Source organism: Helicobacter fennelliae (genome assembly GCF_900451005.1).
GTDB classification, from domain to species: Bacteria; Campylobacterota; Campylobacteria; order Campylobacterales; family Helicobacteraceae; genus Helicobacter_B; species Helicobacter_B fennelliae.
The window spans coordinates 1,343,994-1,365,518 of sequence record NZ_UGIB01000001.1 but is presented as its reverse complement, the minus strand read 5'-3'; the positions used below and the strand labels follow the sequence as shown (position 1 = coordinate 1,365,518).

Genomic DNA, 21,525 nt, shown 5'->3' with positions numbered 1-21,525 from the left:
TTTAGCTAAACTCCTCTCAAATATTCTATTTTGGCTTTGAGTTTGATTTTTTCAAAGTATTCATTGAGAATCTGCTCTTGGTTTGTTTGGGCGAGTTTTTGAGCAATGTAGTTTTTGGCTTGATCAAAAGACATCACCTCTGTGCCATGCTTTTTTTGGACATAAAAGCTTACATAATTTCCACCGCCAGCATCAAGGATTGGGCTAAACTCACCTTCTTTGAGTGATGAAAAAAGTTGGGCGATTTGCGGATTAAGTGAATTTGTCTTTATGTTTTCTTCTGTTTTTTCGACACCATTGAGGCTGATTGCTGGATTTTGTATCGTGCGCTCAAGGAGTTTTGGATCTTTAGAGACATAGCGCGTTGTTTGGACATCTGTTGGAGCGATAAATTCATCTTTGTGTGTATTGTAATATTCTCGCATTTTGTCCTCATTTGACACATCTGATGAAAGCAAAATATTTCGCATAAGCTCTCGCGTCTCTATTTGTTCTTTGAGCTGCTTTTTGTAAGTATCAAAATCTATACCTTCTTGATAAAGCGCGTTTAAAAACTGCTGATGAGTCATTTGATTTTGACTAGCGATTGCTTCGATCTCTTGATCTATGCGCATATCATCTACTTTGATATTGAGTCGTTCGATTTCTTGGGATTTGAGTCTTTGGGCGATTAGAAATTCGCTTGCTTGCTCTTTTGTGAGGTGATGATTGGATTGGATTTGTTTGATTTCATATATTGTGATTGGATCGCCATTGACTTTTATAGCGATTCCACCGACAATGTTTTTATTGCTTGTATGGCTAGATTCTACTATATTGCTAGATTCTGCTTGGGCTATTTGCATGAGCACAACAAATGCCAAACTCACCATAAATGCCAAATGCGCCAAATGTATTGATAGTTTTGCTCTCTTGTGGTTCATTATAATTCCTAAGTGAAAAAATAAGCCTTATTCTAGCATTATTTCCTTAATTCTATTTAGAGCTTTGGGGTTGATTTAAAATTTCAGTAAAAAATAAGACAAAAATCTTTAGTATTTCAATTTTCAAATTTTAAGGATTCTCGTGTCAAAAACTAAAACACATTCTTCAAAAGGACTCATAGCCCTTGCTTTAAGCGCATTTTGTATGGGGGTTACAGAATTTATCGTTTCAGGGATATTGCCTGATATTGCAGAATATTTTGGGATTTCTCAACCTATGGCTGGCTGGCTTGTAACAATTTATGCCGTAGGCGTTGTAATCGGAGCACCGATACTTACTATTCCTATCAGTCGCATGGATAGAAAGCACCAACTTATGCTAAATTTATTTATTTTTATGCTTGCAAATATCACTATCGCTTTAAGTTCAAATTTTTATCTCACGCTTGCTGCGCGATTTGTAGCTGGCTGTATGCATGGGGTGTTTTTTGTGATCGCAACAATCGCTGCGGTAAAAATCGCAACGCCGGGCAAAGAAAATACCGCCCTAGCATTAATGGTATCAGGCTTGACTATCGCGCTTGTTACGGGGATTCCGGCGGGGACATTCATTGGTCATTTGTATAATTTCAAGGCTATTTTTTGGCTTATTGGGATATTGAGCTTTTGTGCGTTTGTGGCTGTATATCTCATCATGCCAAATATCAATGGACAAAAAACATTTTTTAAGAATCTATATTTTGCAATCAAAGTGCCTCAACTTTTGCGAGCATATATCGTTACAGCTTGCACTTGCGGGGCAAGCTTTGTGATTTATACTTATATTGCTGAAATTTTATTGTCATTATCTGGATTTGACAAAAACTCCATTGCATCAATTCTCCTTATTTATGGTGGAAGTGCGATTTTCGGGAATCTCATCGGTGGCAAAATCACTGATTCAAAAGGCTCAATCGTAACATTACGTATTATTTTACTAGGACAGATTCTCATTTATGGAGCAATGGCACTTAGTGCGTATTCGCAAACGCTAGTTTTAATCAATCTCTGCCTTATGGGAATCGTAGCTTTTGCTGGTATCGCGCCACTTAAATCTCTCTCTATCCTCTCGGCAAATAAATACGCTCATGGCTTTGAAGATACTGCTATTAGCGTCAATGAAGGAGCATTTAATGTCGGAATCGCTTTGGCAAGCGCACTTGGTGGAGCTGTATTTGCCTATATGGGCGTGCATTTTAATCCCTTATTTGCAGCACTTTTTGCTTTGCCTGCGTTTTTTATTGTGGTATTTACGCCACGCACACTTTAATCTGTGCGTTACAAAATTACCACACGCAACACTCGTTACGCCAAAAATTTAACAAATAATTTACTTTTTGAAAAACTTTCTGTATACAATAAATATTACACTATACAACAAGGAGAATCCATGGGAACAGTAACACTAAAGAATAACGAGACAAATCAAAGTTGGGATTTTGACCTGATTGACTGCACGAGAGGACCAAAAGCTATAAATTTTTCAAAGCTTTTTGAGACAACAGGGATTTTTTCTTATGACCCCGGATATGGAAGCACCGCAGGCTGTGAATCCACAATCAGCTTTATCAATGGCAAGGAAGGCGAGCTTTTATATAAGGGCTTTCCTATTCAAGAATTAGTGCAAAAATACCACTTCACCGATATATGCAAGCTTTTAATCAGCGATGATCTTCCAAAAAACAAAGAAGAATCTTTGAGCTTTGATTTAGAATTGCGCCATAGAAGTTTTTTGCACGAAAAAATCAAAGGGATTTTTGGGGTATTTCCAGATTCTGCGCACCCTATGGCGACACTCTCTGCACTTCTTTCTATACTTGCGACACTGTATTATGATCACAAAGAAATGGACGATGAAGATGATTATCAAACAATGGCTCGCCGAATTATTGCCAAAACTCCAACGATGATTGCTTTTTGTTACCGCCACTCTGTGGGAGCCCCATTTATCGAGCCAGATGTAAGCAAAAGCTATGTGGAAAATTTCTTATATATGCTCCGCTCTTACCCTCATGGACGCTACAAATACACCCTCAAAGGCGAGCAAGAAATTAACCCTCTTGAAGTCGAAGCACTTGATAAGATTCTCATCTTACACGCAGATCATGGACAAAACGCTTCTACTACGACGGTGCGTAATGTCGCTTCCACTGGCGTCCATCCGTATGCGGCTATCGCTTCTGGGATCAATGCGCTTTGGGGACCAGCTCATGGAGGCGCAAATGAGGCTGTGCTTAAGCAGCTCAATGAGATTGGCGATGTGAAAAATGTAGAAAAATTTATCGCAAGAGTCAAAGACAAAAACGATTCATTCCGATTGATGGGATTTGGGCATCGCGTGTATAAAAGCTATGATCCAAGAGCAAAGGCTATCAAAGCACTTAAAGATGAGCTAAACAAAAAAGGAATCAAAATGGATAACAGACTTAGTGATATTGCCGAAAAACTCGAAGAAGTTGCGTTGAGCGATGATTACTTTAAGGCAAGAAATCTCTATCCAAATGTTGATTTTTATAGTGGGATAATTTTGAGTGCGCTTAAGATTCCGACACGATTATTTACGCCTATTTTTGTGCTAGGAAGAATGCCCGGCTGGTGCGCACAACTCATTGAGCATGTCAAAAATCCATACGCACGAATTACGCGTCCAAGACAGGTGTATTTGGGAAAATAGATTCTGTGCTATTTGCGATGATGGAATTTAGAATCTAATTTTCATATTTACATAGATTCTAGATTCTCTCTTTTTGTGTTCGCTTGTATCTGCATAGATTCTACTAGAATCTATATCATTTTTGTCGTCATTGCGAAGCCCTTTAGGGCTGTGGCAATCCATTTTGACTAGATTGCTTCGCCCTATCGTCCTCGTAATGACAAACCCGCCCCCTCAATTGCGAGCAAATTTTTCAAATTTTGCGTGGCTAATTATAAGAATCTACTTTTAGATTCTAGATTCTATACAAATACAAGAGGCATTAAGAAATCCTCTATTTTTAGGCAGATTTAGTCATAGTTGTGTAGAAATTTTTAGGCAAGCAAAAACACAAACAAATGTAACATAAGCGTTCATTGTAGGTTTGCAGGCTAAAAATTTCAAACTCCCTGAAATATGCCTTCTCAAGCAAAGCCCAATGAGCGCATAGCAAAAAAGAGAGGATTTAGATTCTATGAAAACTAGAATCTAACTTGTGGTAGAATCTAAAACACAAAAACAAACAGGAGTAGCAACGCAAATGGTGAATAAAATCTACTGCGCAACAAAAAATGGTGTCGGCGGAGAAATCGTAGAGGTGCAAGCTACATTTGTCCGAGCATTGCCTGCATTTGTGATCACAGGGCTTGCAAATAACTCTATCCAAGAATCCAAACAGCGCGTCCAAAGTGCGCTCACACACATCGGATTTCACTTTCCTCCATTAAAAATCGCTATCAATCTCTCACCCGCCGATCTCAACAAAACAGGAAGTCATTTTGACTTGCCAATCGCGCTTTTAATCGCACTTCAAAAAGAAAATGCTACACCCATAGATTGGTTTGCTTTTGGGGAATTAGGGCTTGATGGAGAGATAAAACATAGCGATAGCCTCTATCCTTTGCTTCTTGAGGTGGCATTATTGCGCCCAAATGCAAAAGTCCTGCTTCCAAGAGCTGGGCAGAATCTATTTTCTTATATTCCAAATCTCAATATGTATTATGCAGATACACTCAAAGAAGCATTAGAAATTATCCAGAATCTAGAATCTAAACCCGCGCCAAAAAAGAATCATTTTGATTTTCATTCGATTATTATAAATGACAAAAATTTCTATTACTCTACGGATTTCAAACTTGACTTTAAAGAAGTCAAAGGACAAGAAATCGCCAAACGAGCCGCGCTTATTGCTGCGAGTGGATTTCATAATATCATCTTAGAAGGAAGTCCGGGCTGCGGAAAAAGTATGATTGCAAAAAGATTGCGCTATATCCTTCCTCCAATGGATCTTGAAGATATGATAGAGTGTGTCAAACTTCAAGCTTTAAGCTCTCAAGAGACAAAATATTCACCCATAAGAAGGTTTCGCGCACCACATCAAAGTGCTTCAAAATCATCTATCTTAGGCTCTGCTACACAATACGAAGCCAAGCCCGGTGAAGTGGCTTTGGCGCATAATGGCGTATTGTTTTTTGATGAGTTGCCATATTTTGGCAAGGATATTTTAGAATCCCTGCGAGAGCCGCTAGAAAATAACGAGCTCATCGTCTCAAGGGTGCATAGCAAGGTATCATATAAGACTTCGTTTTTGTTTATTGGCGCGCAAAACCCCTGCCCTTGCGGAAATCTACTAAGCCAAACAAAAGAGTGTCGTTGCACAGATAAGGAGATTCTCTCATACAAAAATCGCCTAAGTGAGCCGTTTTTGGATAGGATAGATATATTTGTGCAAATGCAAGAAAATGAAGTAAACAAACAATCCTCAATCACTTCAAAAGAAATGCAAGAGAAAGTTTTTGCCGCATTTGAAAGGCAAATAAAGCGCAATCAAAGCACATTTAATGGCAAACTCAGCGAAAGCGAAATTGAAACCTTTTGTGTGCTAGATTCTGCGACAGCGGATTTGCTTGCGCAAGCTTCAATACGATTTAATCTCTCACATCGCGCAATCCAAAAAATCAAAAAGCTTGCTAGAACGATAGCTGATCTTGATGAAAGTGATACAATCGCAAAAAAACATCTTCTTGAAGCCCTAAGTTATCGTAAAATCGCATAATTATGCTAGAATACTCCATTTGATGAAAGGTGTAAATATGCGATATTTGACTACAAATGCGAAGTGTTATGCGAAATTGTGTGTATTTTTGTTGGTTTTTGTATTTGGGCTTAATATAGGGCTTGCAAAAAGCTATATCATCTCTCCACTTCCTCTTCCCACAGAAAAGATTTTGGATATAAACGATCAAGCCTGTAATGAAGCCTGCCTCAAAAAGCTTTATAATAATGGCTTACTTTTTTCATTTATCGCAAAATTTAGCCCAAATATCACTGATAAAAGCTTGCTTGAAAATTTTGCTCAAGCATTAGCGCGCATTAACCAAATCCAAGAAAGCCAGAAATCATCTCATTTCAAAATCGCTCTCATTATCCCAAGACAAACGATCGGGCAGTATGCTGTAACGATTTCTAATACAATCCTTGCATATCTGATGTCTAAAAAAATAGATTTTGAGTTTGAAGTGTTTGACTGCATTGATGAGGGTATCACAAACCTAGAATCTACAACTTACAAAATCACGCAAAGTAATTTTGATTTTGCTATCGCAATCCTCACGCAGCAAGGCACGCAAAATCTCATCGATAATATCAATGTCTCTTTTCCGATTTATATACCAACAATAAACAAAGAGCGCATACAAGGTGATACACCTAAGAATTTTTACTTTGGAGGTATCAGCTACAAAAAGCAGCTTGATATACTTGCAAGCATTGCCAAAGATAGCCAAATCGTAGAATATACCGATGATAGCCAGATTGGCACTTATCTTATGGATTTGCTTCGTGCTTATGATTTACACATTATCCACCAAGCCATAATTAACAACCAAGATGCTTCAAATTTCACCAAAAAGCTTAAAACTGAAGAGGCGTTTTTGGATAATACGACGCTTTTACTCAACACTTCCGCCTCAAAAAGCGGACTTATCCTCTCTCAAATTGGCTATTCTAAAAAACAACCAAAACAATTCCTCTCAACCCAAATCAACTTTAACCCAACCATTCTCCAGCTTGCCTCTCCAGACAATAGAAAAAATTTCTTTGTCATCAGTGCCATAAGCCCTGCAAGTGCGGATTTGGTCGAATATGCAGCTTTGCTTAATAGTGATTTGAAATACGATTGGGTGAGTTATTCAACTTCTGTGGGGGTAGAATTTGCGCTTAAAGATTCTCATATCAAAAAATCATTCCTAGAATCTATGTTTAATAACCAAATAGAATACAAAAACCACATCTACACAACTAAGGGCTCGAATTTTGTGCTTGTCAAAACCACAAACTAAAATCTAATATAACTTAAAAATTCTTGCAGTCTTTGCGTCTTTGGAGATACAAAATATTTCAATAGCTAGATTCTATCATTTTGACTATTTTATTATATAATTACAGCTTTTATATTATCTCAAAGGATAAAAATGCATAGAAAAAATATGAAAAATCTTAATAAGGGGGGGGGGCAGTAGTATTTATTGATGGAGGATTGGGTAATCAATTCTTTCATTATGCTTTTTGCGTGATTCTTTATCGTTATCTTAAAAAGCCTGTATATCTAGACTGCACACAATATCGTTTCACAACATCGCTCAATGCTCGCAATTTAGAGCTTGTTTATTTTTCTCCGATATTGCCAATTATCACTTCAAAAAAAGAGCTTATACAAAAACTTAACATAAGCTATTGTATGTTTTGTCTCAAAAAATTAGGCAATAAAATCCTCTATAAACTTTGCAAAAAACAGCCATTTTTTCTTTATGACAAACAAAAAACTCTCACAAAGCCACATTTGCGCTTTGAATCCATCGCTCAATTAGCGCAGAATCTAGGAAATCATAATTATATTTATGAGGAATATATGTGGAATTTTAAAGAAATCAAATCCTACAAAGATGAATTTTTGCAAATCCTCTATCCACAACTCCCACTTGATAGCAAAAGTCTTGTAATAGCGCAGCAAATACAATCACATACAAATTCTTGCTCTATCCATATACGCAGGGGCGATTATTTGATGCATATACCATCTGATGTTTTGGATATGGAGTATTATCTACACGCCATGGAGCAAATACGACAACTTGTCTCAAATGTAAAATTTTTTATTTTTGGTAATGATTTTGCCTATATGAGAGGGCAATTTAGTGAAAGTAGAGATTGTGTAATTGTCGATGTAAATGGTGAATATGAAGTGCGATATGATTTTTTACTTATGAAAATGTGCAAACATCATATCCTTGCCAATAGCACTCTTTCAATGTGGGTTGGGTTTGGCTCTTATGGATATACAATCTACAAAGCAAATGCCAAGCCAAGCACCGCAGGTCTTGAGACGCTAGGTTTTATAGCATTATGATTATTTATTCTCGCGCTTTATACGCACACTCATTACGCTATTTCTTGCTCCGCTATAATTAAGCTCAAATTCATTTTTGAGCTGCTTAAAAATATCGCCCCAGCTTTCTTCTCCATAAGAAGAAGCACTTTTATAATAATTCTCCTTAATCCAATTCCCTATCCTTGAGACAAGCGCGTATGATTCTCTATCTTGATTTTGCTCGATCGCTTTGTGCAAAAGCTTTATCAACGCCTTATTTGCACTCAATGTATGCTGTTCATCAAGTTCATCATAGCTGTTAAAAGATTGCTTAAGCTCATCGCGCGCGTTTTTTGTCCCAAACCCAATGGCTGGAATCGCCCATTTGCGAATCTCTTGTGCCAATGGCGCAAAATCGCTATCGCTTGTAGCAAGTGCGATATAATCGATATTGCGACTATAAAGGGTATTGACTACATCAATGGTAAGTTTAATATCGCTTGAGTTTTTGCCTCGCCTATCTCCGTCATCTTGGCGATTACCTGTGAGAATCTGGATAGGCTCTATGGAATACTGCAAAAGCAATCCCACCCATGAATGCAAAGCTTCTTTACGCCAATCTCCATACGCTTTTCTAATGCATACCTCGCCGATTTCATTTAGTCTTTTCATAATCTCATCGCATAATTTATAACTTATGTTTTCACAATCAATAAAAAGTGCTATTTTTTTGTTTTCGCTCGTTGTATCCATACTTTGCCTTTGTATTTAGATTCTATTGAAACAAATCTTTGTATTTCTTACGCAATGTCAAAATAATCTGTATAATCTCTTTTTGTCCATATGAGGCATTCTCATCAAAATTATCAAGCTCTTTGCTATAAAGCTGAAGTGCTTTTTCTATGCATTCTTGCTTTACTCCAGCAAAATGAAGTGCCACACAAAGCAAATCAAGAATTTCTATCGCGCTCTCTTCATCTATATCTTGCATAGATTGGGTGTGAGATTTTTGCGTGCGGGCATGTTGCGTATGGGTGTTTTGAGTGCGAATGTTTTGGATATTAGTGTCTTGAGTATGAGAATTACGCGCGTGAGTGGTTTTGGTGTGTTGAGTCTGAGTTATTTTTGGCATAAAACTCCTTTAGTAGTTATTTATTGTTTGATTTTAGCGTTAATAAAAGCTTGCACTTGAGATTTAATATCCTCATACAAAAAGCTCTCTTTAAAGCCTTCCATTTTGCCACCGGAAGCGTTTTTGTGCCCTCCTCCATTAAACACTTCTTTGCTTAGTGCGCACACATCACATTTTCCATTTGCCCTAAGGCTTATATTGCCACGATTATTAATATCCATATAAAAATCAATATCTTGATTTTGCTGCAAAAATAAATTTGCAAGCACACTAATCCCGCCCATAGAATAGCTTAAGAATCCTTTTTTATCTCTATATGAGATAAAGCATTTGTCTTTGATTTGGCTAAGAAGTTTGGCTTGGATTCTTGAAGTGATAAAATCCATTGTTTCATTATCAGGATCGCCTTTTAGTGCGAGCTTTTTAAGCCTAAAGATAGCATTATCAAAAAGCACTTCTCCTTTTGGCTTATGTAGATAATGTTTGATTTGAGATAAAAGATAGAATTTATAATCCCTATGCTCTTTGTCAAACATAAAGCGATTGAGCTCATTGCTTGAAGCAATCATTCCCAAAGCGACCTTGCCAAACTCAAACCCAAATCCATCTTCTTTCCAAATATCCACAGAGTTAATCATCTCAACAATAGGTTCAAGCCATCGTGTTTTAGATTCTGCATTGGGGTATTGTTTTTTGAGTGTTTCAAAAGTAATCTTTGTCGCACAATGTGCAGAATCTAAATGATACCATTCATAGATTTTTGAGCATTCTTCACCACTGATATGATGATCTAGGAGCAAAAGCTCTATATTGTGTCCGGAGATTTTGTAATCATTAATCTTTGAGACAATGTATTTGGCTTCATTTGTCGTGAGATTAAGATCAGTAATAAGGATAAGAAAAGATTGCGGATTTTTGGAGCGAAACTTCATCTCAAGCTTCAAAGACTCATCGATTTGCGCAAAAATCATATTGATTCTAGCGAGCACTTCTTTGCCATAATTTGCATTAAAAAATGTGATATGTTCGAAAAATTCTCGTGCTACAAACTGACAGCCATACCCATCAAGATCAATATGTGAGAGATGAAAAGTTTGCATTTTTATCCTTTTTATTCTTTAAAAATGAGGTTCAACTAAGCCTATAAATTCATATTTGGAGTTTATATCAATCTCAGCAGTGCTTAAGACAATCACATCAAGCCTAAAATCTTGTATTTTTCTAAACATCGGTTGGCGCAACAGCGGATCGACCACAAGGACGCAATGCCCTAAGCCTTTTTCTAAGAAACTATTTGCTTTTGAGGTGATCGCATCGATAAGTTTTTGTGCCTCACCAGCGTTAAGATCAAGGCTTTTGCCATATTCTTCGCTGATTCTTACTCTATTTTTGAGATATTCTTCGTCCATTGGCGCAAAAGTCAGAATCTTTAGCACTCCATCATCAGACGCAAAAGTATGCGTAATCACGCGTGCAAGCTTAGCCCTCACGCACTCAACTATCGTATCAATATCCATATTTTGAGCTTGCTTATCAATAGTCGTCTCCAAAATAGAGAGCATATCTCTAATAGGAATTTTCTCATAAAGTAGCCGCTGCAATACAAGCCGAATGAGTGCTGGAATCTTCCTTGCTTCTTCGATAAGTGCTGGATAATCCTCTGCCATTCGATCCAAGATCCCCTTGACTTCATCACGGGTGATAAATTCTTCTGCGTGGTTTTTAACAAGCACACTGATATGCGTCGCAATCACAGTTGCAGGATCAATCACTGTGTAGCCATTAATAATCGCATCTTCTTTGTCTTTTGGATCTATCCATAGCGCATCAATCCCAAACGCAGGCTCTTTGGTTTTGATCCCCTCAATCTCTTTTCCGACAATCCCCGTATCCATTGCCAAAAATTTATTTGACATCACACTTCCCTCGCCTATCACAACGCCTTTGAGTTTTATCTCATAGTTTGAGGGTGGAAGCTGGAGATTATCGCGGATTCTGATTTGTGGCATCAAAAATCCATATTCGCTTGCGATTTTTTTGCGTATGCCACGCACCCGCTCTATCAAGTCCCCGCCCTGCTTAATATCTGCAAGTCCGATAAGCTCATATCCCAATCCAAGCTCTAAAAATTCGATTTTTAATGCTTCATTGAGATTTTTTTCCTCTTCTTTTTTGATTTCTTCGAGTGATTTTTCGACTTTAGGAATGGGCGAGAGATCTGCTGCTGTGCTAGATTCTGGTTTGGATTCTGCGGAGAGATCAAGGTTGATATTAAATTTCTTATTGAGCCAATCCGTCATGATAGAGAGCAGACTTTTTTTGTCCTCTCGTGAAAGAAGCCAAGAGATAAACAACAAAAGCAGTCCAACAAAACCCAAAGAAAAAGTCGGAAGCCCCGGCACAGAAGCAAAAAGAAGAAGTATAACGCCTACGATGATAAGCGTTTTTGATTGTGAGGTGAGCTGTGAGACGAGATTTTGCGCAAAACCTTCTTTTGGGTTTTCTTGCTGTGCTGTTCTTGTGGCGACTATACCTGTGGCAGTCGCAATGATGAGTGCTGGAATCTGCCCTACAAGTCCGTCACCAATGGTAAGAATCGTAAAAGTCGATGCGGAATACTCTATACTCATATCCCGCTGAAATACCCCGATAAGAAAACCACCAATGATGTTAATCACGGTAATGATGATTGAGGCGATCGCATCACCTTTGACAAACTTACTCGCTCCGTCCATTGCGCCATAAAAATCCGCTTCTTGAGAAAGCATAGCGCGTCTTGTACGTGCTTCTTTTTCATCAATAAGCCCGCTATTTAAATCCGCATCAATTGCCATTTGCTTACCGGGCATCGCATCAAGAGCAAATCGCGCTCGCACTTCAGTTACGCGCGTAGAACCATTTGTAACGACAAGGAGATTTACAAGGATTAGGATAATAAAAATAATCGTCCCGATGATGTAATTCCCACCAACCGTGAATTCCCCAAATGCAGCGATAATATCACTTACAGATTCTGGTCCCAAATAGCCTTGCGTTAAAATCATTCTTGTAGTGGCGACATTGAGCGCGAGCCGATAGAGTGTAACGATAAGCAAAAGCGTAGGAAAGGAGGAAAAATCTGTTGGTTTATTGATATATAGTGCGATGAAAATAATCAAGATTGAAAGCATAATCGAAATAGTCAGCAAAAAATCCAAAATCACCGGTGGCAGCGGAACGATAATAATCACCAAAATACACATCAAAAACACTACAACCGTGAGGTCTTTGGATTTACCAATGTTTTGGAGAAAAAAGGCGATTTTTTTAAGCACAGATTGTCGCTTTGAAGCCATTTTTATATATGCCTTGAGATTGAAATATATTTATAATGAAGTTTGGATTCTAGCTATTTTTAGGTAAAAAAAAGCTTTTTTACCTAAAAATATTATTTTCTAAAGGTTTTATAAATATTTGCGAGGCTTTAAAAGTTTTTTAAAGGTTTTAAAAGTAAAATCACATTTTTATTTCAAAATACCAATCAGGAGGTCATCATGGCTTTAGATACGGCGAAAAAACAAGAAATCATCGCAAAATTTAGTCGAGGAGAAAAAGATACAGGCTCTCCTGAAGTGCAAATAGCACTTTTGAGCGAACGTATCAAAACCCTTACAGAGCATCTTAGGGCAAATTCTAAAGATCATTCAAGTCGTTTGGGATTACTTAAGCTTGTCGGGCAACGCAAACATCTTCTTAAATATCTCAAAAAAACACAATATGAAAAATATGTGGAGCTCATTAAAGCACTCAATATCAAAGATCGTTAGAATCTAAGAGAGCGTTCAAAAAAGCAGAATCTAGAATCTATACAAACTCAAAAAAGCATAAAGAGATTTTAGATTCTTTTTAGATTCTGAATTATTTTTGTTGCAGAATCTAATCAAACCTATACCATGGATTCTGTCTTAGAGCCTCATATAGCACGATTCCCACACTTGTAGCGAGATTGAGACTTCGGGCTTTGCTTGACATCGGAATGGTAAGCGTTTGGTTTGGGTTAGAATCTAAAATCATTTCATCTATCCCCGCATCTTCTCTACCAAAATACAAAAAACATTCATCACCAAAACAAGCCTGATAATAGGGTGTTTTGGATTTTGTAGTGAGAAAAAAATGTTGCGTGGTGATAGGATTTCGCTCCCAAAAATCCTGTAAGCTCGCCCATTCGTATTTGTGAAGGTGCTGCCAATAATCAAGCCCCGATCGTCTAATGGCTTTCTCACTTAAGCTAAATCCTAATGGGTGAATCAAATGCAAAATCGCATTGCCACCCACGCACAAACGCCCTATATTGCCTGTATTTTGCGGTATTCTAGGCTCAATTAGAACAATATTTATCATTATGTATTATCTATTTTGTATTTAGAAGTTATGTAAGATTAGATCAAAAAGATTTAAGTAAAAACCCACAAATATGCCAAAAGGCATATTTGGATAAAACTACTCTTGAGCTTGCGGTCCATCGATGAGCTCATCAACGCTTTGAGCCAACGCTTTTGCGGCTTCTTGATTAAGCCCATCAAGTTGCAAGAGATTATCTTTAAGGAGTTTTGTATCAAGTTTTTCTACTTGCACCAAAACCCACAATACACCATCTTTACTTACCCATTTTTTTGTTACTTTCGTGCCAGTTAAGACTTGATCTACGCTTTGTCTTACAGCTCGGACTGCTTCTTGATTGACACTATCCTCACCACTTGTTGTAAGCTCTCTATATTTGCTCTCAATCCGCGTTGCGATTTGTCCTGCAAGCTCAGCTCTCGCACTTGCTGAAGCTTGTGTTGTCGCAAAGCCAATATTGCCATTTTTGATTTTTGCGCTTCCTGTTGCGCTTAAGTTGTCTTTACTTCCGTCGATTACCCAGTCTGGAGCACCTTTGAGCGCATCATTTACATCAGCATTTTCACCTATATCTTTACAACCAGTTATCGCCAAAAGCGCGATACCAAGAGCAAGAATTTGTTTTTTCATTGTTTGTCCTTGTTTGTAAAATAAGCGCTTATTGTAATTAAAAAACATTAATAAAGCTTTAAATCCAAGAATGTATAATATTGCCTGTTCAATTTTTCATACTACTAAGGATAAAAATGTCAAAAAAGCTTGTTTTTTCAGGGATTCAGCCAACAGGAAAAATTCATCTTGGAAATTATTTGGGGGCAGTCAAAAATTGGGTAGATTCTCAAGAAATCTACGAAAATATTTTTTGTATCGTGAATTCTCACGCGATAACAATCTATCAAGACCCAAAAGAGCTCAAAGCCAAAACTTATGAACTTGTCGCTATGTTGCTTGCGTGTGGGATTGATACACACAAATCAAGCCTTTTTATACAAAGCCAAATTGACGAACATCCTGCTTTGGCGTGGATTTTGGATTGCAATATTTCTATGGGCGATATGAGCCGAATGACGCAATTCAAAGACAAATCCGCCAAAAACCCAAAAAATATCAATGTCGGGCTTTTTAATTATCCAGCCCTTATGGCGGCAGATATTTTGCTCTATCAAGCAGATCTTGTGCCTGTGGGCGAAGATCAAAAGCAGCATTTAGAGCTTACGCGTAATGTCGCAGAACGGTTCAATAAGGACTATGGAGAATGCTTTAAGATTCCAGAGCCGCTCATTCCAAAAGTCGGCGCAAGGGTTATGGGGCTTGATGATCCAGAATCCAAAATGAGTAAATCAGCCAATGGTGCAAATCACGCTATTTTTTTGCTTGATTCGCCTGATGAGATTTTGCGCAAAATCAAAAGAGCCACAACTGATTCACAAAGCACGATTGTGTTTGATGAATCGCGAGCGGGACTTTATAATCTTTTAAGCATTTATGAGGTTTTGACGCAAAAAAGCCGAGAATCCATACAAAAGAGCTTTGAAGGCAAGGGTTATGGGGATTTAAAAATCGCTTTAGCAGAGGTGATTATTGAGTCTTTGCGTCCTATTCGTGAAAATTATCAAAAAATTTATGCTGATAAGGCATTTTTGGAGCAGATATTGACTCAAGGAGTAGAAAAAGTGCGTCCAATAGCAAGAAAGACTTATCAAAAAGCAAAAGAATGTGTCGGGCTAATCTAAGAATATTTGCAATAAAAAGCACAGAGAAATATCGCAAAATTAGGGAAATATAGACAAAAGTTGAGTATAGATTAATGAATGTAGCAAAGATTTTGTTTGGCGCGTGTTTGTCGCTGTGTTTTGTGTATGGTGCTTCATATATCGCATTAGGAGAGAGAGCAAAATACCCACATTTACAGCACTTTGACTATGTCAATCCAAATGTCAAAAAAGGTGGCACGCTTAAAAGCTATGCGATAGGTAGCTTTTCGTCTCTGAATCCATTTGTGCTAAGCGGAGAGAGTGCGAGTGGATTAGAGTTTGTCTATGATACGCTTATGGCTCAAAGTATGGATGAGCCTTACGCGCAATACGCACTTGTCGCCAAAGATATAGAGGTTTCAAAGCACAATGATTTTGTGATTTTCATGCTTGATGAGAGGGCGCGCTTTGCTGATGGTGTGCCGATTGAAGCCAAAGATGTGAAATTTAGCTTTGAAATGCTAATAACAAAAGGAAGCCCTATTTATAAGCAATATTACGCAGATGTCAAAGAGGTGCAAATCCTCTCACCACACAAAGTGAAATTTATTTTTCGCACCACACAAAACAAAGAGCTTCCATTGATTTTAGGGCAGCTTTGCGTGTTGCCTAAGCATTTTTATATCCACAATGGCAAAAACACATTTGGCGAGAATCCGCTACTTCCTCCACTTGGTAGCGGTCCTTATAAGATCAAATCTTTTGAAATCGGCAAAAAAATCACTTATGAGCGCGACAAAACATACTGGGCAAAAGACTTACCAAGTCGCAAAGGGCAGTTTAATTTTGATATTCTTGAGTATGAATATTATCGTGATGATGCTGTTGCCTTGCAAGCTTTTTTGAATCATCAATATGACTGGAGGCAAGAGAGCAAAGCAAAAACTTGGGCAAAGCAGTATGTAGGAAATGCAGTGCGAGAATCTAAAATCAAAAAAATAACTATTCATCACGCGCTTCCAACGGGTATGCAGGGGTTTTTTTTAAACACACGAAAAGAGGTGTTTTCTAATCCATTGGTGCGAAAGGCGATGATTTATGCATTTGATTTTGAATGGGCGAATTTGAATTTGTTTTTTTCTCAATATGAGCGCACCACAAGCTATTTTAATCACTCTATTTTCGCAAGCACAGGCATTCCTCAAGATAAGGAGAAAGAGATTTTGCGAGAATGTGATAGCGCGCATTTACTTCCGCAAGCCCTCTACACTACGCCATATCATGTGCCTGTAAGCACAGGAGAGGCAAGAAGGGAGAATCTAAAACTCGCGCGAGATTTACTTCTTCAAGCAGGGTATGTATTTAAAGATACAAAGCTCATCAATCCGCGCACAAACACGCAACTTCAAATCACGCTCTTGCTTGATAATCCAGCCTTTGAGCGATTAGCCTTGCAATATGCAAGAAATCTTCAAATTCTAGGCATAAAGCTTCATATCCAAAAAATCGATCCAAGCCAATATGCAAATCGTGTGAAAAAATTTGATTACGATATGATTGTCGAAGTTATCGCTCAAAGCTTGTTTCCGGGAAATGAGCAGCGGTATTTTTGGAGCTCAAAAAGTGCTATGCAGGAGGGAAGCAAAAATTATAGCGGGATTCAATCTCAAGTGGTTGATTGTTTGATTGAAAAAGTGATTGCAGCCCCTCATCGATCTTATCAAATTAGCGCATTAAGGGCTCTTGATAGGGTTTTGTTGTGGGGGGATTATGTCGTGCCTCATTATTTTTTGCCTACTTTTCGGATAGCGTATTGGGATCATATAGGAATGCCAGAGATTATGCCACGATATGATCTAAGCCCGCAGATTTGGTGGGATAAGAATGCGCAGTGAGTTTAGATTCTGCATTTAGATTTTTATTTAGTTTGCTATGCAGAATCTAAATTGACTTTGGAGTTTTGGAGTTTGTGATATTTATTTTAGATTCTAAAACTAGAATCTAAATCTTGACTGAATTGTTATATTGTTTGCAACCACTTACAATGAGAATCTAGAATCTAAAGCCAAACTTATAAGAAAAATACAATCTTTTTTAGCCAAGTTTTGAGTGCTTGTTTTGTATTTGCCCGCCATAGAGCTACTTTTTGCTTTGTGCTTAAAATATCATACGCAAAAGCATAAAGTTTTTTGTGTGGGTTATACCAGCAGATAGCCTCTTTGATAAAGTCCATTCCTAGCACACATTCAAGCCCTAAGATTGTTTTATACAATCCTGCTGTTACATTGCTATATTCATCTCTTTTGTGATGGGCATTTTCATCTCCCCAATACACTTTATTCTCCCAAGTATGCACAATATAAACATAAGGAATATAAGCAAAATTATCCATCATTCTTCCAGATATACTCATATGTGGAAACCACCATTCCTTTACCGCGCACATTGCCTCCATGTCTATTTTCTCTCGCCTAAAGATATTTCCTGTAAGAATATGTGTAGAACAAAATATAGAAACCTTTTGGCTTTGTGTAGCATTTGTAGTATTGATATATGAAGCAAATAGAATATTGCAATATGCCTGAATAGATTGCTCCAAAAAAGTTATGAGATTTAACCGCACGAAATCATAAGTGTTGTTTTGGAGAAAATCTATAATCTTGCTTAATGACTGAGGCAGTAAATAATCATCATCAGTGAGATATAAAACATATTTTCCAGTGGCATTTTTAAGAACTTCTATCATATTTTGACAAAGCCCAAAGTTTGAAGGGTTATGAAATACTTTTAAATTTGCCCCCCCCCCCGAGAGGATTTTATGCGACATCTCATCAAGCATTTCTTTTGTGCCATCTGTTGAGGCATTATTTTGGACGATGATCTCAACTAGCTCATTAAATTTTCCATATCGTTTTTGATTTGAGCTATTTTGCCAGCTATAACCTTGCGCCAATATAGAATCTAGATTCCTGCTTAATTCATCTTTTCTATTATAAGTCGGAACTAAAATACTTAAAAACATATATTCTCCTTTGCTCCTTCAATATAAAAATTTGCAATGCAAACATTTGGCTAAAGCCAGAATTATACACCAAAATGCTAGATTTTTTGTGTCTTAAATATTAGATTCTACCTCATAAAGTTCCGTATCACCTAAGCGATAGATTTTATACAGCCATTCATCAAGTTTGTTTAGCTTCTTTGGCTTAAACTCCAATCTCTGCATATATCCCAATAACTCGACTCTAAGGGCATCATCTTTTATCTCTAAAATATGTTGATACTGCTTTGTGAGAAGTATGGATTTGATTTTCTTTGATACTTTTATATTGTCTCGTATATGCAAAAAATTTACAATACTTCCAAGTCGCAAAGTATTTGTATTAAATGAAGCATTGTTTAAATAACGATACTTACTCAAAAACTCGTTGAGTTGATAGACTTGACTAAATTTTGCAGCCCTTGTATGAAAAAACCAATCATCACTTGGAAAAAACTCCGCATCATACCCTCCAAGCTTAAGAGTCAAATCCTTATGATGAAGCAAAGCTGATGGGTGAAGTGGATTATATTTGCATATATAGTCAGAATCTCGTGTATCTAGAGTTTTGTATCGCTTGATTCCTAGCATTGGAGAGACAATACAAGAAAATAAAAATTTCTTTGTAGTCTTAAGCGTAAGAAACAAGGGCTTTGCATAATGTTTGAGAAAAGCTTTAATGCTAGATTCTTTAGTTGGAGAATAAGAAATCAGACTCAAATCACCAAAATAAATCGCTCGATGCGATATAAGAGAAGTGTTTAAAGCGACTTGTTTTATTGCTTTTTGCATAGATGAGAGATAATGTGGCAATAGCACATCATCATCGTGCAATACACACACCCATTTGCCTTTTGCAAGCGTGATAGCTCGATTAAAATTCCCAAGAAGTCCTAGATTTTGCTCGTTTCTATAATAAGTAATTTTGTTTTTATATTTTGATTCTAGAAGTTCTTGTGTCGGAGAGGGTTTGGGGTAGTTATCTGTGTTTTCTACGACCAAGATCTCATAGGATTTTTTAAGGTTAGGCTTTTGTGATTGCCCCCCCCGACAATATCGACGCGTTAGCATTATCTATATCTTGAGACAATGCAGAATCTATGGCTTGTTTTAGGGTGTCGATTCTTTTATATGTAGGAATTGCTATGCTAAATTCTATCTCACTCTCTTGATTCTGGTTTTTATGATTCTGCAAATCCCCTACTAAATTTTCTCCCATCGGATTCTTGTGCAAATCCCCTATCAAATCCCCTATCAAATCCTCTTGCAAATTTTCTTGCCTAAAAACACAATGCGATTTTATATGCTGCGTTTTAGCGAAATTATCTTGACATTCCAAAAACACCTTTGCATTAAAATCTGGCGATAAAAATCTATCTAATTCATTCATTGGCTATCCTTTATAGAGTTTGTAAAGTTTGCGATATATCCTAGATAATAAACATCCATAGAATCTCACATCAAAAACAAAGAGCGGATTATTTTTTATGAATTTTTGCAAGCGATAAGATAAAGTTGTTTTGACATAGGCATTAATGATGATAGATTCTAGATTATTGAGGTGGTTTTCAAGAAATGGCGTTTTTGTTAGATATTTATACCAAATATCGCTTTTTGGCTCGCTTGGGTGATTCCATGGTTTCTTAGAACCCACATAATGAAGCTGGATTGGATAATCCCTTGCATTATCAAGCTGCTCTTGAGTATAAAGCTTTGGCTTGTAATGCTCCCATTGCTTACCATACCATTCCCATGAGTGATGTGGCACGATATGCGCAGGCGAGAGAGTGTCTATTTTTGGGTAGCAAACTATATTAAGCACATCTTGTTCGGCTAAGATTAATTTATAAGCATTATGCGAGAGATAATCAATCAATCTAGATTCTATATCATCTTTGCGCCACATTTTAAGATTGGCGATGAAATACCCACCACCTATGCCATTTTGCACTGCGTTAAATTCATCTTGAGTGTATTTTTTGTATCCGCTTTTCCAGCCATCAAGTGGCAAGAAACTTTCAGGGTCATTTAGCTTCACACCTGATAGGTATAGATTGCTTTCACAATCAAACTCTAAAAAGCTCCTTGATACATCACCCAAAAAAACGACATCAACATCAGAAACTATGATTTTATCATATTGCGGAAAGTGGCTTGCAAGAAGGAGTTTATAAAGAACTTCTTGCGCAAAATGCCCTTTTAATCCTAAATTCTGCCATTCTTGTGAAAATCTATTCGCCGCATCGATAAATTCCAAACTCGCAAAACTGCTAAATTCGCTTATGCTTTGGTGAAGAATATTTTGAGAATCTTTAGATATGTCATTGTGGATTACATAGAGTTTGTAAAAAAGTTTGATTTTGTTTTGTGTGTTTTGGTGTGAGTTTGTAGTTTTTGCTTCATAAGCCAAAATCTGCTTATAAGAATTTTTAGATTCTAACTTACGCTTTAAAGAGCTAGATTCTGCCCCCCCCCCCGCTGACAATGTCGCAAGTATATCGATTTGCATGCTCTAGAAGCGAATAAAAACACACGCTAGCTGGAATCACATAATTATTATCAAAGCAAAACATTATAGGGATAAGGCTTAAGTTGTCATTTGTTCTATTGTCTCTCATAACCACCTCAAATGTGTTTTAGAATCTCGCGTAAATCTTGTTTGTCTATGATGATATTTGCTGCATTTTTGAGCGCGATTTTGGCGCAAAAAGCAACCTTATATGCCGAATGTTTAAACATACTTATATCATTTGCGCCATCGCCCACAGCCATAGTTTCTTTGGGGCTGACTCCTAGAAGCGTTTGAAGTTTTGAGAGCATTTCACCTTTGGAATCTGAAAACATCATATAGCCCCCGACCTCACCACTTAGCACGCCATTTTTGGTATGCAAGACATTACTAAAATCCGCATCAAGCTTGAGAATCTCTGCAAAATGACGAGTCGCAAAGCTAAATCCACCGCTAAAGCACACGACTTTTATGCCTTTTTCTTTGAGACTAGCGATACATTCTTTTGCACCCTCATTTAATGGCAGATTCCTACAAATCTCTTTTGCTCTTGATTCTTGCATACCTTTTAGGTTTGCGACGCGCTTTTTGAGGCTCTCAAAAAAATCCAAATGACCTTCCATAGCCTCTTTGGTGATCACACTCACAGCATCGCCCACGCCAAAATCTTGCGCCAATATATCAATCGTCTCACCATTCATAAGCGTCGAGTCAAAATCAAAAACAGCAAGCTTTATATCCATTACT

The 21,525-nt window shown here is 37.4% G+C and carries 22 protein-coding genes; 8 read left to right on the top strand and 14 right to left on the bottom strand.

The features are described from left to right. Positions 1 to 5: 5 nt before the first annotated feature. Positions 6 to 923 (bottom strand): peptidyl-prolyl cis-trans isomerase, encoded by a 918-nt coding sequence (locus DY109_RS06790; RefSeq protein WP_023949042.1) that lies wholly within the window; start codon positions 921 to 923, stop codon positions 6 to 8. A 142-nt stretch (positions 924 to 1,065) separates the two neighbouring features. On the opposite strand from DY109_RS06790, the gene DY109_RS06785 reads away from it, so the two are divergent. Together DY109_RS06785 and DY109_RS06780 are read left to right on the top strand one after the other, a co-directional pair. Further along, the gene (locus DY109_RS06785; protein WP_023949041.1) at positions 1,066 to 2,232 is read left to right on the top strand and encodes an MFS transporter; all 1,167 of its coding nucleotides are present in this window, start codon (positions 1,066 to 1,068) and stop codon (positions 2,230 to 2,232) included. A 120-nt stretch (positions 2,233 to 2,352) separates the two neighbouring features. Next, positions 2,353 to 3,636 (top strand): citrate synthase, encoded by a 1,284-nt coding sequence (locus tag DY109_RS06780; protein ID WP_023949040.1) that lies wholly within the window; start codon positions 2,353 to 2,355, stop codon positions 3,634 to 3,636. Between the two features lie 27 nt (positions 3,637 to 3,663). Here DY109_RS06780 and DY109_RS12360 read toward each other — a convergent pair whose 3' ends face one another. Beyond that, the gene (locus DY109_RS12360; RefSeq protein ID WP_023949039.1) at positions 3,664 to 3,798 is read right to left on the bottom strand and encodes a hypothetical protein; all 135 of its coding nucleotides are present in this window, start codon (positions 3,796 to 3,798) and stop codon (positions 3,664 to 3,666) included. A 397-nt stretch (positions 3,799 to 4,195) separates the two neighbouring features. Between DY109_RS12360 and DY109_RS06775 the strand changes: the two genes are divergently transcribed. From DY109_RS06775 to DY109_RS06765, 3 genes are all read left to right on the top strand, one after another. Then, on the top strand, positions 4,196 to 5,710 hold the full coding sequence (locus DY109_RS06775) for a YifB family Mg chelatase-like AAA ATPase (protein ID WP_034550141.1): 1,515 nt from the start codon (positions 4,196 to 4,198) through the stop codon (positions 5,708 to 5,710). A 37-nt stretch (positions 5,711 to 5,747) separates the two neighbouring features. Continuing rightward, complete coding sequence (locus DY109_RS06770; RefSeq protein ID WP_023949036.1) at positions 5,748 to 6,995, top strand: putative periplasmic protein; 1,248 nt, start codon at positions 5,748 to 5,750, stop codon at positions 6,993 to 6,995. A gap of 185 nt (positions 6,996 to 7,180) precedes the next feature. Further along, the gene (locus DY109_RS06765; protein ID WP_115737826.1) at positions 7,181 to 8,062 is read left to right on the top strand and encodes an alpha-1,2-fucosyltransferase; all 882 of its coding nucleotides are present in this window, start codon (positions 7,181 to 7,183) and stop codon (positions 8,060 to 8,062) included. On the opposite strand, the gene DY109_RS06760 is transcribed toward DY109_RS06765, so the two are convergent. From DY109_RS06760 to flhA, 4 genes are read right to left on the bottom strand one after another with little or no spacing between them, the layout of a single operon-like run. Continuing rightward, complete coding sequence (locus DY109_RS06760; RefSeq protein WP_023949032.1) at positions 8,063 to 8,776, bottom strand: NYN domain-containing protein; 714 nt, start codon at positions 8,774 to 8,776, stop codon at positions 8,063 to 8,065. It lies immediately after the preceding gene. A gap of 22 nt (positions 8,777 to 8,798) precedes the next feature. Continuing rightward, complete coding sequence (locus DY109_RS06755; protein ID WP_023949031.1) at positions 8,799 to 9,155, bottom strand: hypothetical protein; 357 nt, start codon at positions 9,153 to 9,155, stop codon at positions 8,799 to 8,801. 20 nt (positions 9,156 to 9,175) lie between these two features. Beyond that, positions 9,176 to 10,255, bottom strand: a complete 1,080-nt coding sequence (locus tag DY109_RS06750) for a DHH family phosphoesterase (RefSeq protein WP_023949029.1) — start codon at positions 10,253 to 10,255, stop codon at positions 9,176 to 9,178. Between the two features lie 18 nt (positions 10,256 to 10,273). After that, complete coding sequence (flhA, locus tag DY109_RS06745; RefSeq protein WP_023949027.1) at positions 10,274 to 12,490, bottom strand: flagellar biosynthesis protein FlhA; 2,217 nt, start codon at positions 12,488 to 12,490, stop codon at positions 10,274 to 10,276. Between the two features lie 198 nt (positions 12,491 to 12,688). Between flhA and rpsO the strand changes: the two genes are divergently transcribed. Continuing rightward, a complete protein-coding gene (gene rpsO / locus DY109_RS06740; protein WP_023949025.1) occupies positions 12,689 to 12,961 on the top strand; it encodes a 30S ribosomal protein S15 in 273 nt (90 codons plus the stop codon). 109 nt (positions 12,962 to 13,070) lie between these two features. Here rpsO and DY109_RS06735 read toward each other — a convergent pair whose 3' ends face one another. Together DY109_RS06735 and DY109_RS06730 are read right to left on the bottom strand one after the other, a co-directional pair. After that, positions 13,071 to 13,535 (bottom strand): tRNA (cytidine(34)-2'-O)-methyltransferase, encoded by a 465-nt coding sequence (locus DY109_RS06735; RefSeq protein ID WP_034550048.1) that lies wholly within the window; start codon positions 13,533 to 13,535, stop codon positions 13,071 to 13,073. Between the two features lie 99 nt (positions 13,536 to 13,634). Further along, positions 13,635 to 14,165, bottom strand: a complete 531-nt coding sequence (locus DY109_RS06730; protein ID WP_023949021.1) for an LPP20 family lipoprotein — start codon at positions 14,163 to 14,165, stop codon at positions 13,635 to 13,637. Positions 14,166 to 14,281: 116 nt separating this feature from the next. Here DY109_RS06730 and trpS point away from each other — a divergent pair, with 116 nt between their 5' ends. Together trpS and DY109_RS06720 are read left to right on the top strand one after the other, a co-directional pair. After that, positions 14,282 to 15,268, top strand: a complete 987-nt coding sequence (trpS, locus tag DY109_RS06725; protein ID WP_023949019.1) for a tryptophan--tRNA ligase — start codon at positions 14,282 to 14,284, stop codon at positions 15,266 to 15,268. A gap of 74 nt (positions 15,269 to 15,342) precedes the next feature. Next, positions 15,343 to 17,124, top strand: a complete 1,782-nt coding sequence (locus tag DY109_RS06720) for an extracellular solute-binding protein (RefSeq protein ID WP_023949017.1) — start codon at positions 15,343 to 15,345, stop codon at positions 17,122 to 17,124. Positions 17,125 to 17,300: 176 nt separating this feature from the next. Here DY109_RS06720 and DY109_RS06715 read toward each other — a convergent pair whose 3' ends face one another. The 6 genes from DY109_RS06715 to serB all read right to left on the bottom strand — a co-directional run bounded on the left by DY109_RS06715 (position 17,301) and on the right by serB (position 21,521). Then, the gene (locus DY109_RS06715; RefSeq protein WP_023949015.1) at positions 17,301 to 18,251 is read right to left on the bottom strand and encodes a glycosyltransferase family 2 protein; all 951 of its coding nucleotides are present in this window, start codon (positions 18,249 to 18,251) and stop codon (positions 17,301 to 17,303) included. A 93-nt stretch (positions 18,252 to 18,344) separates the two neighbouring features. Beyond that, on the bottom strand, positions 18,345 to 19,340 hold the full coding sequence (locus tag DY109_RS06710) for a glycosyltransferase family 2 protein (RefSeq protein ID WP_081714917.1): 996 nt from the start codon (positions 19,338 to 19,340) through the stop codon (positions 18,345 to 18,347). After that, the gene (locus tag DY109_RS06705) at positions 19,294 to 19,659 is read right to left on the bottom strand and encodes a glycosyltransferase (protein ID WP_023949011.1); all 366 of its coding nucleotides are present in this window, start codon (positions 19,657 to 19,659) and stop codon (positions 19,294 to 19,296) included. The genes DY109_RS06710 and DY109_RS06705 overlap by 47 nt, the downstream gene beginning before the upstream one ends. Positions 19,660 to 19,662: 3 nt before the next feature. After that, positions 19,663 to 20,778 (bottom strand): glycosyltransferase family 8 protein, encoded by a 1,116-nt coding sequence (locus tag DY109_RS06700; RefSeq protein WP_115737825.1) that lies wholly within the window; start codon positions 20,776 to 20,778, stop codon positions 19,663 to 19,665. Continuing rightward, the gene (locus DY109_RS11140; RefSeq protein ID WP_146739924.1) at positions 20,726 to 20,887 is read right to left on the bottom strand and encodes a glycosyltransferase family 8 protein; all 162 of its coding nucleotides are present in this window, start codon (positions 20,885 to 20,887) and stop codon (positions 20,726 to 20,728) included. The genes DY109_RS06700 and DY109_RS11140 overlap by 53 nt, the downstream gene beginning before the upstream one ends. A 7-nt stretch (positions 20,888 to 20,894) precedes the next feature. Next, positions 20,895 to 21,521 (bottom strand): phosphoserine phosphatase SerB, encoded by a 627-nt coding sequence (serB, locus tag DY109_RS06695; RefSeq protein ID WP_023949003.1) that lies wholly within the window; start codon positions 21,519 to 21,521, stop codon positions 20,895 to 20,897. Between the last annotated feature and the right edge of the window lie 4 nt (positions 21,522 to 21,525).

Excerpts from the sequence above, each read along its gene's own strand:
- DY109_RS06775 (WP_034550141.1), top strand. The coding sequence starts at position 4,196 with ATGGTGAATAAAATCTACTGCGCAACAAAAAATGGTGTCGGCGGAGAA.
- DY109_RS06700 (WP_115737825.1), bottom strand. The coding sequence starts at position 20,778 with ATGCAAATCGATATACTTGCGACATTGTCAGCGGGGGGGGGGGCAGAA.
- DY109_RS06770 (WP_023949036.1), top strand. The coding sequence starts at position 5,748 with ATGCGATATTTGACTACAAATGCGAAGTGTTATGCGAAATTGTGTGTA.
- rpsO (WP_023949025.1), top strand. The coding sequence starts at position 12,689 with ATGGCTTTAGATACGGCGAAAAAACAAGAAATCATCGCAAAATTTAGT.
- DY109_RS12360 (WP_023949039.1), bottom strand. The coding sequence starts at position 3,798 with ATGGATTGCCACAGCCCTAAAGGGCTTCGCAATGACGACAAAAATGAT.
- DY109_RS11140 (WP_146739924.1), bottom strand. The coding sequence starts at position 20,887 with ATGAGAGACAATAGAACAAATGACAACTTAAGCCTTATCCCTATAATG.
- DY109_RS06730 (WP_023949021.1), bottom strand. The coding sequence starts at position 14,165 with ATGAAAAAACAAATTCTTGCTCTTGGTATCGCGCTTTTGGCGATAACT.
- DY109_RS06715 (WP_023949015.1), bottom strand. The coding sequence starts at position 18,251 with ATGTTTTTAAGTATTTTAGTTCCGACTTATAATAGAAAAGATGAATTA.
- DY109_RS06780 (WP_023949040.1), top strand. The coding sequence starts at position 2,353 with ATGGGAACAGTAACACTAAAGAATAACGAGACAAATCAAAGTTGGGAT.
- trpS (WP_023949019.1), top strand. The coding sequence starts at position 14,282 with ATGTCAAAAAAGCTTGTTTTTTCAGGGATTCAGCCAACAGGAAAAATT.
- DY109_RS06760 (WP_023949032.1), bottom strand. The coding sequence starts at position 8,776 with ATGGATACAACGAGCGAAAACAAAAAAATAGCACTTTTTATTGATTGT.
- DY109_RS06735 (WP_034550048.1), bottom strand. The coding sequence starts at position 13,535 with ATGATAAATATTGTTCTAATTGAGCCTAGAATACCGCAAAATACAGGC.
- DY109_RS06705 (WP_023949011.1), bottom strand. The coding sequence starts at position 19,659 with ATGAATGAATTAGATAGATTTTTATCGCCAGATTTTAATGCAAAGGTG.
- DY109_RS06710 (WP_081714917.1), bottom strand. The coding sequence starts at position 19,340 with ATGCTAACGCGTCGATATTGTCGGGGGGGGCAATCACAAAAGCCTAAC.
- DY109_RS06755 (WP_023949031.1), bottom strand. The coding sequence starts at position 9,155 with ATGCCAAAAATAACTCAGACTCAACACACCAAAACCACTCACGCGCGT.
- flhA (WP_023949027.1), bottom strand. The coding sequence starts at position 12,490 with ATGGCTTCAAAGCGACAATCTGTGCTTAAAAAAATCGCCTTTTTTCTC.
- DY109_RS06790 (WP_023949042.1), bottom strand. The coding sequence starts at position 923 with ATGAACCACAAGAGAGCAAAACTATCAATACATTTGGCGCATTTGGCA.
- DY109_RS06750 (WP_023949029.1), bottom strand. The coding sequence starts at position 10,255 with ATGCAAACTTTTCATCTCTCACATATTGATCTTGATGGGTATGGCTGT.
- DY109_RS06720 (WP_023949017.1), top strand. The coding sequence starts at position 15,343 with ATGAATGTAGCAAAGATTTTGTTTGGCGCGTGTTTGTCGCTGTGTTTT.
- serB (WP_023949003.1), bottom strand. The coding sequence starts at position 21,521 with ATGGATATAAAGCTTGCTGTTTTTGATTTTGACTCGACGCTTATGAAT.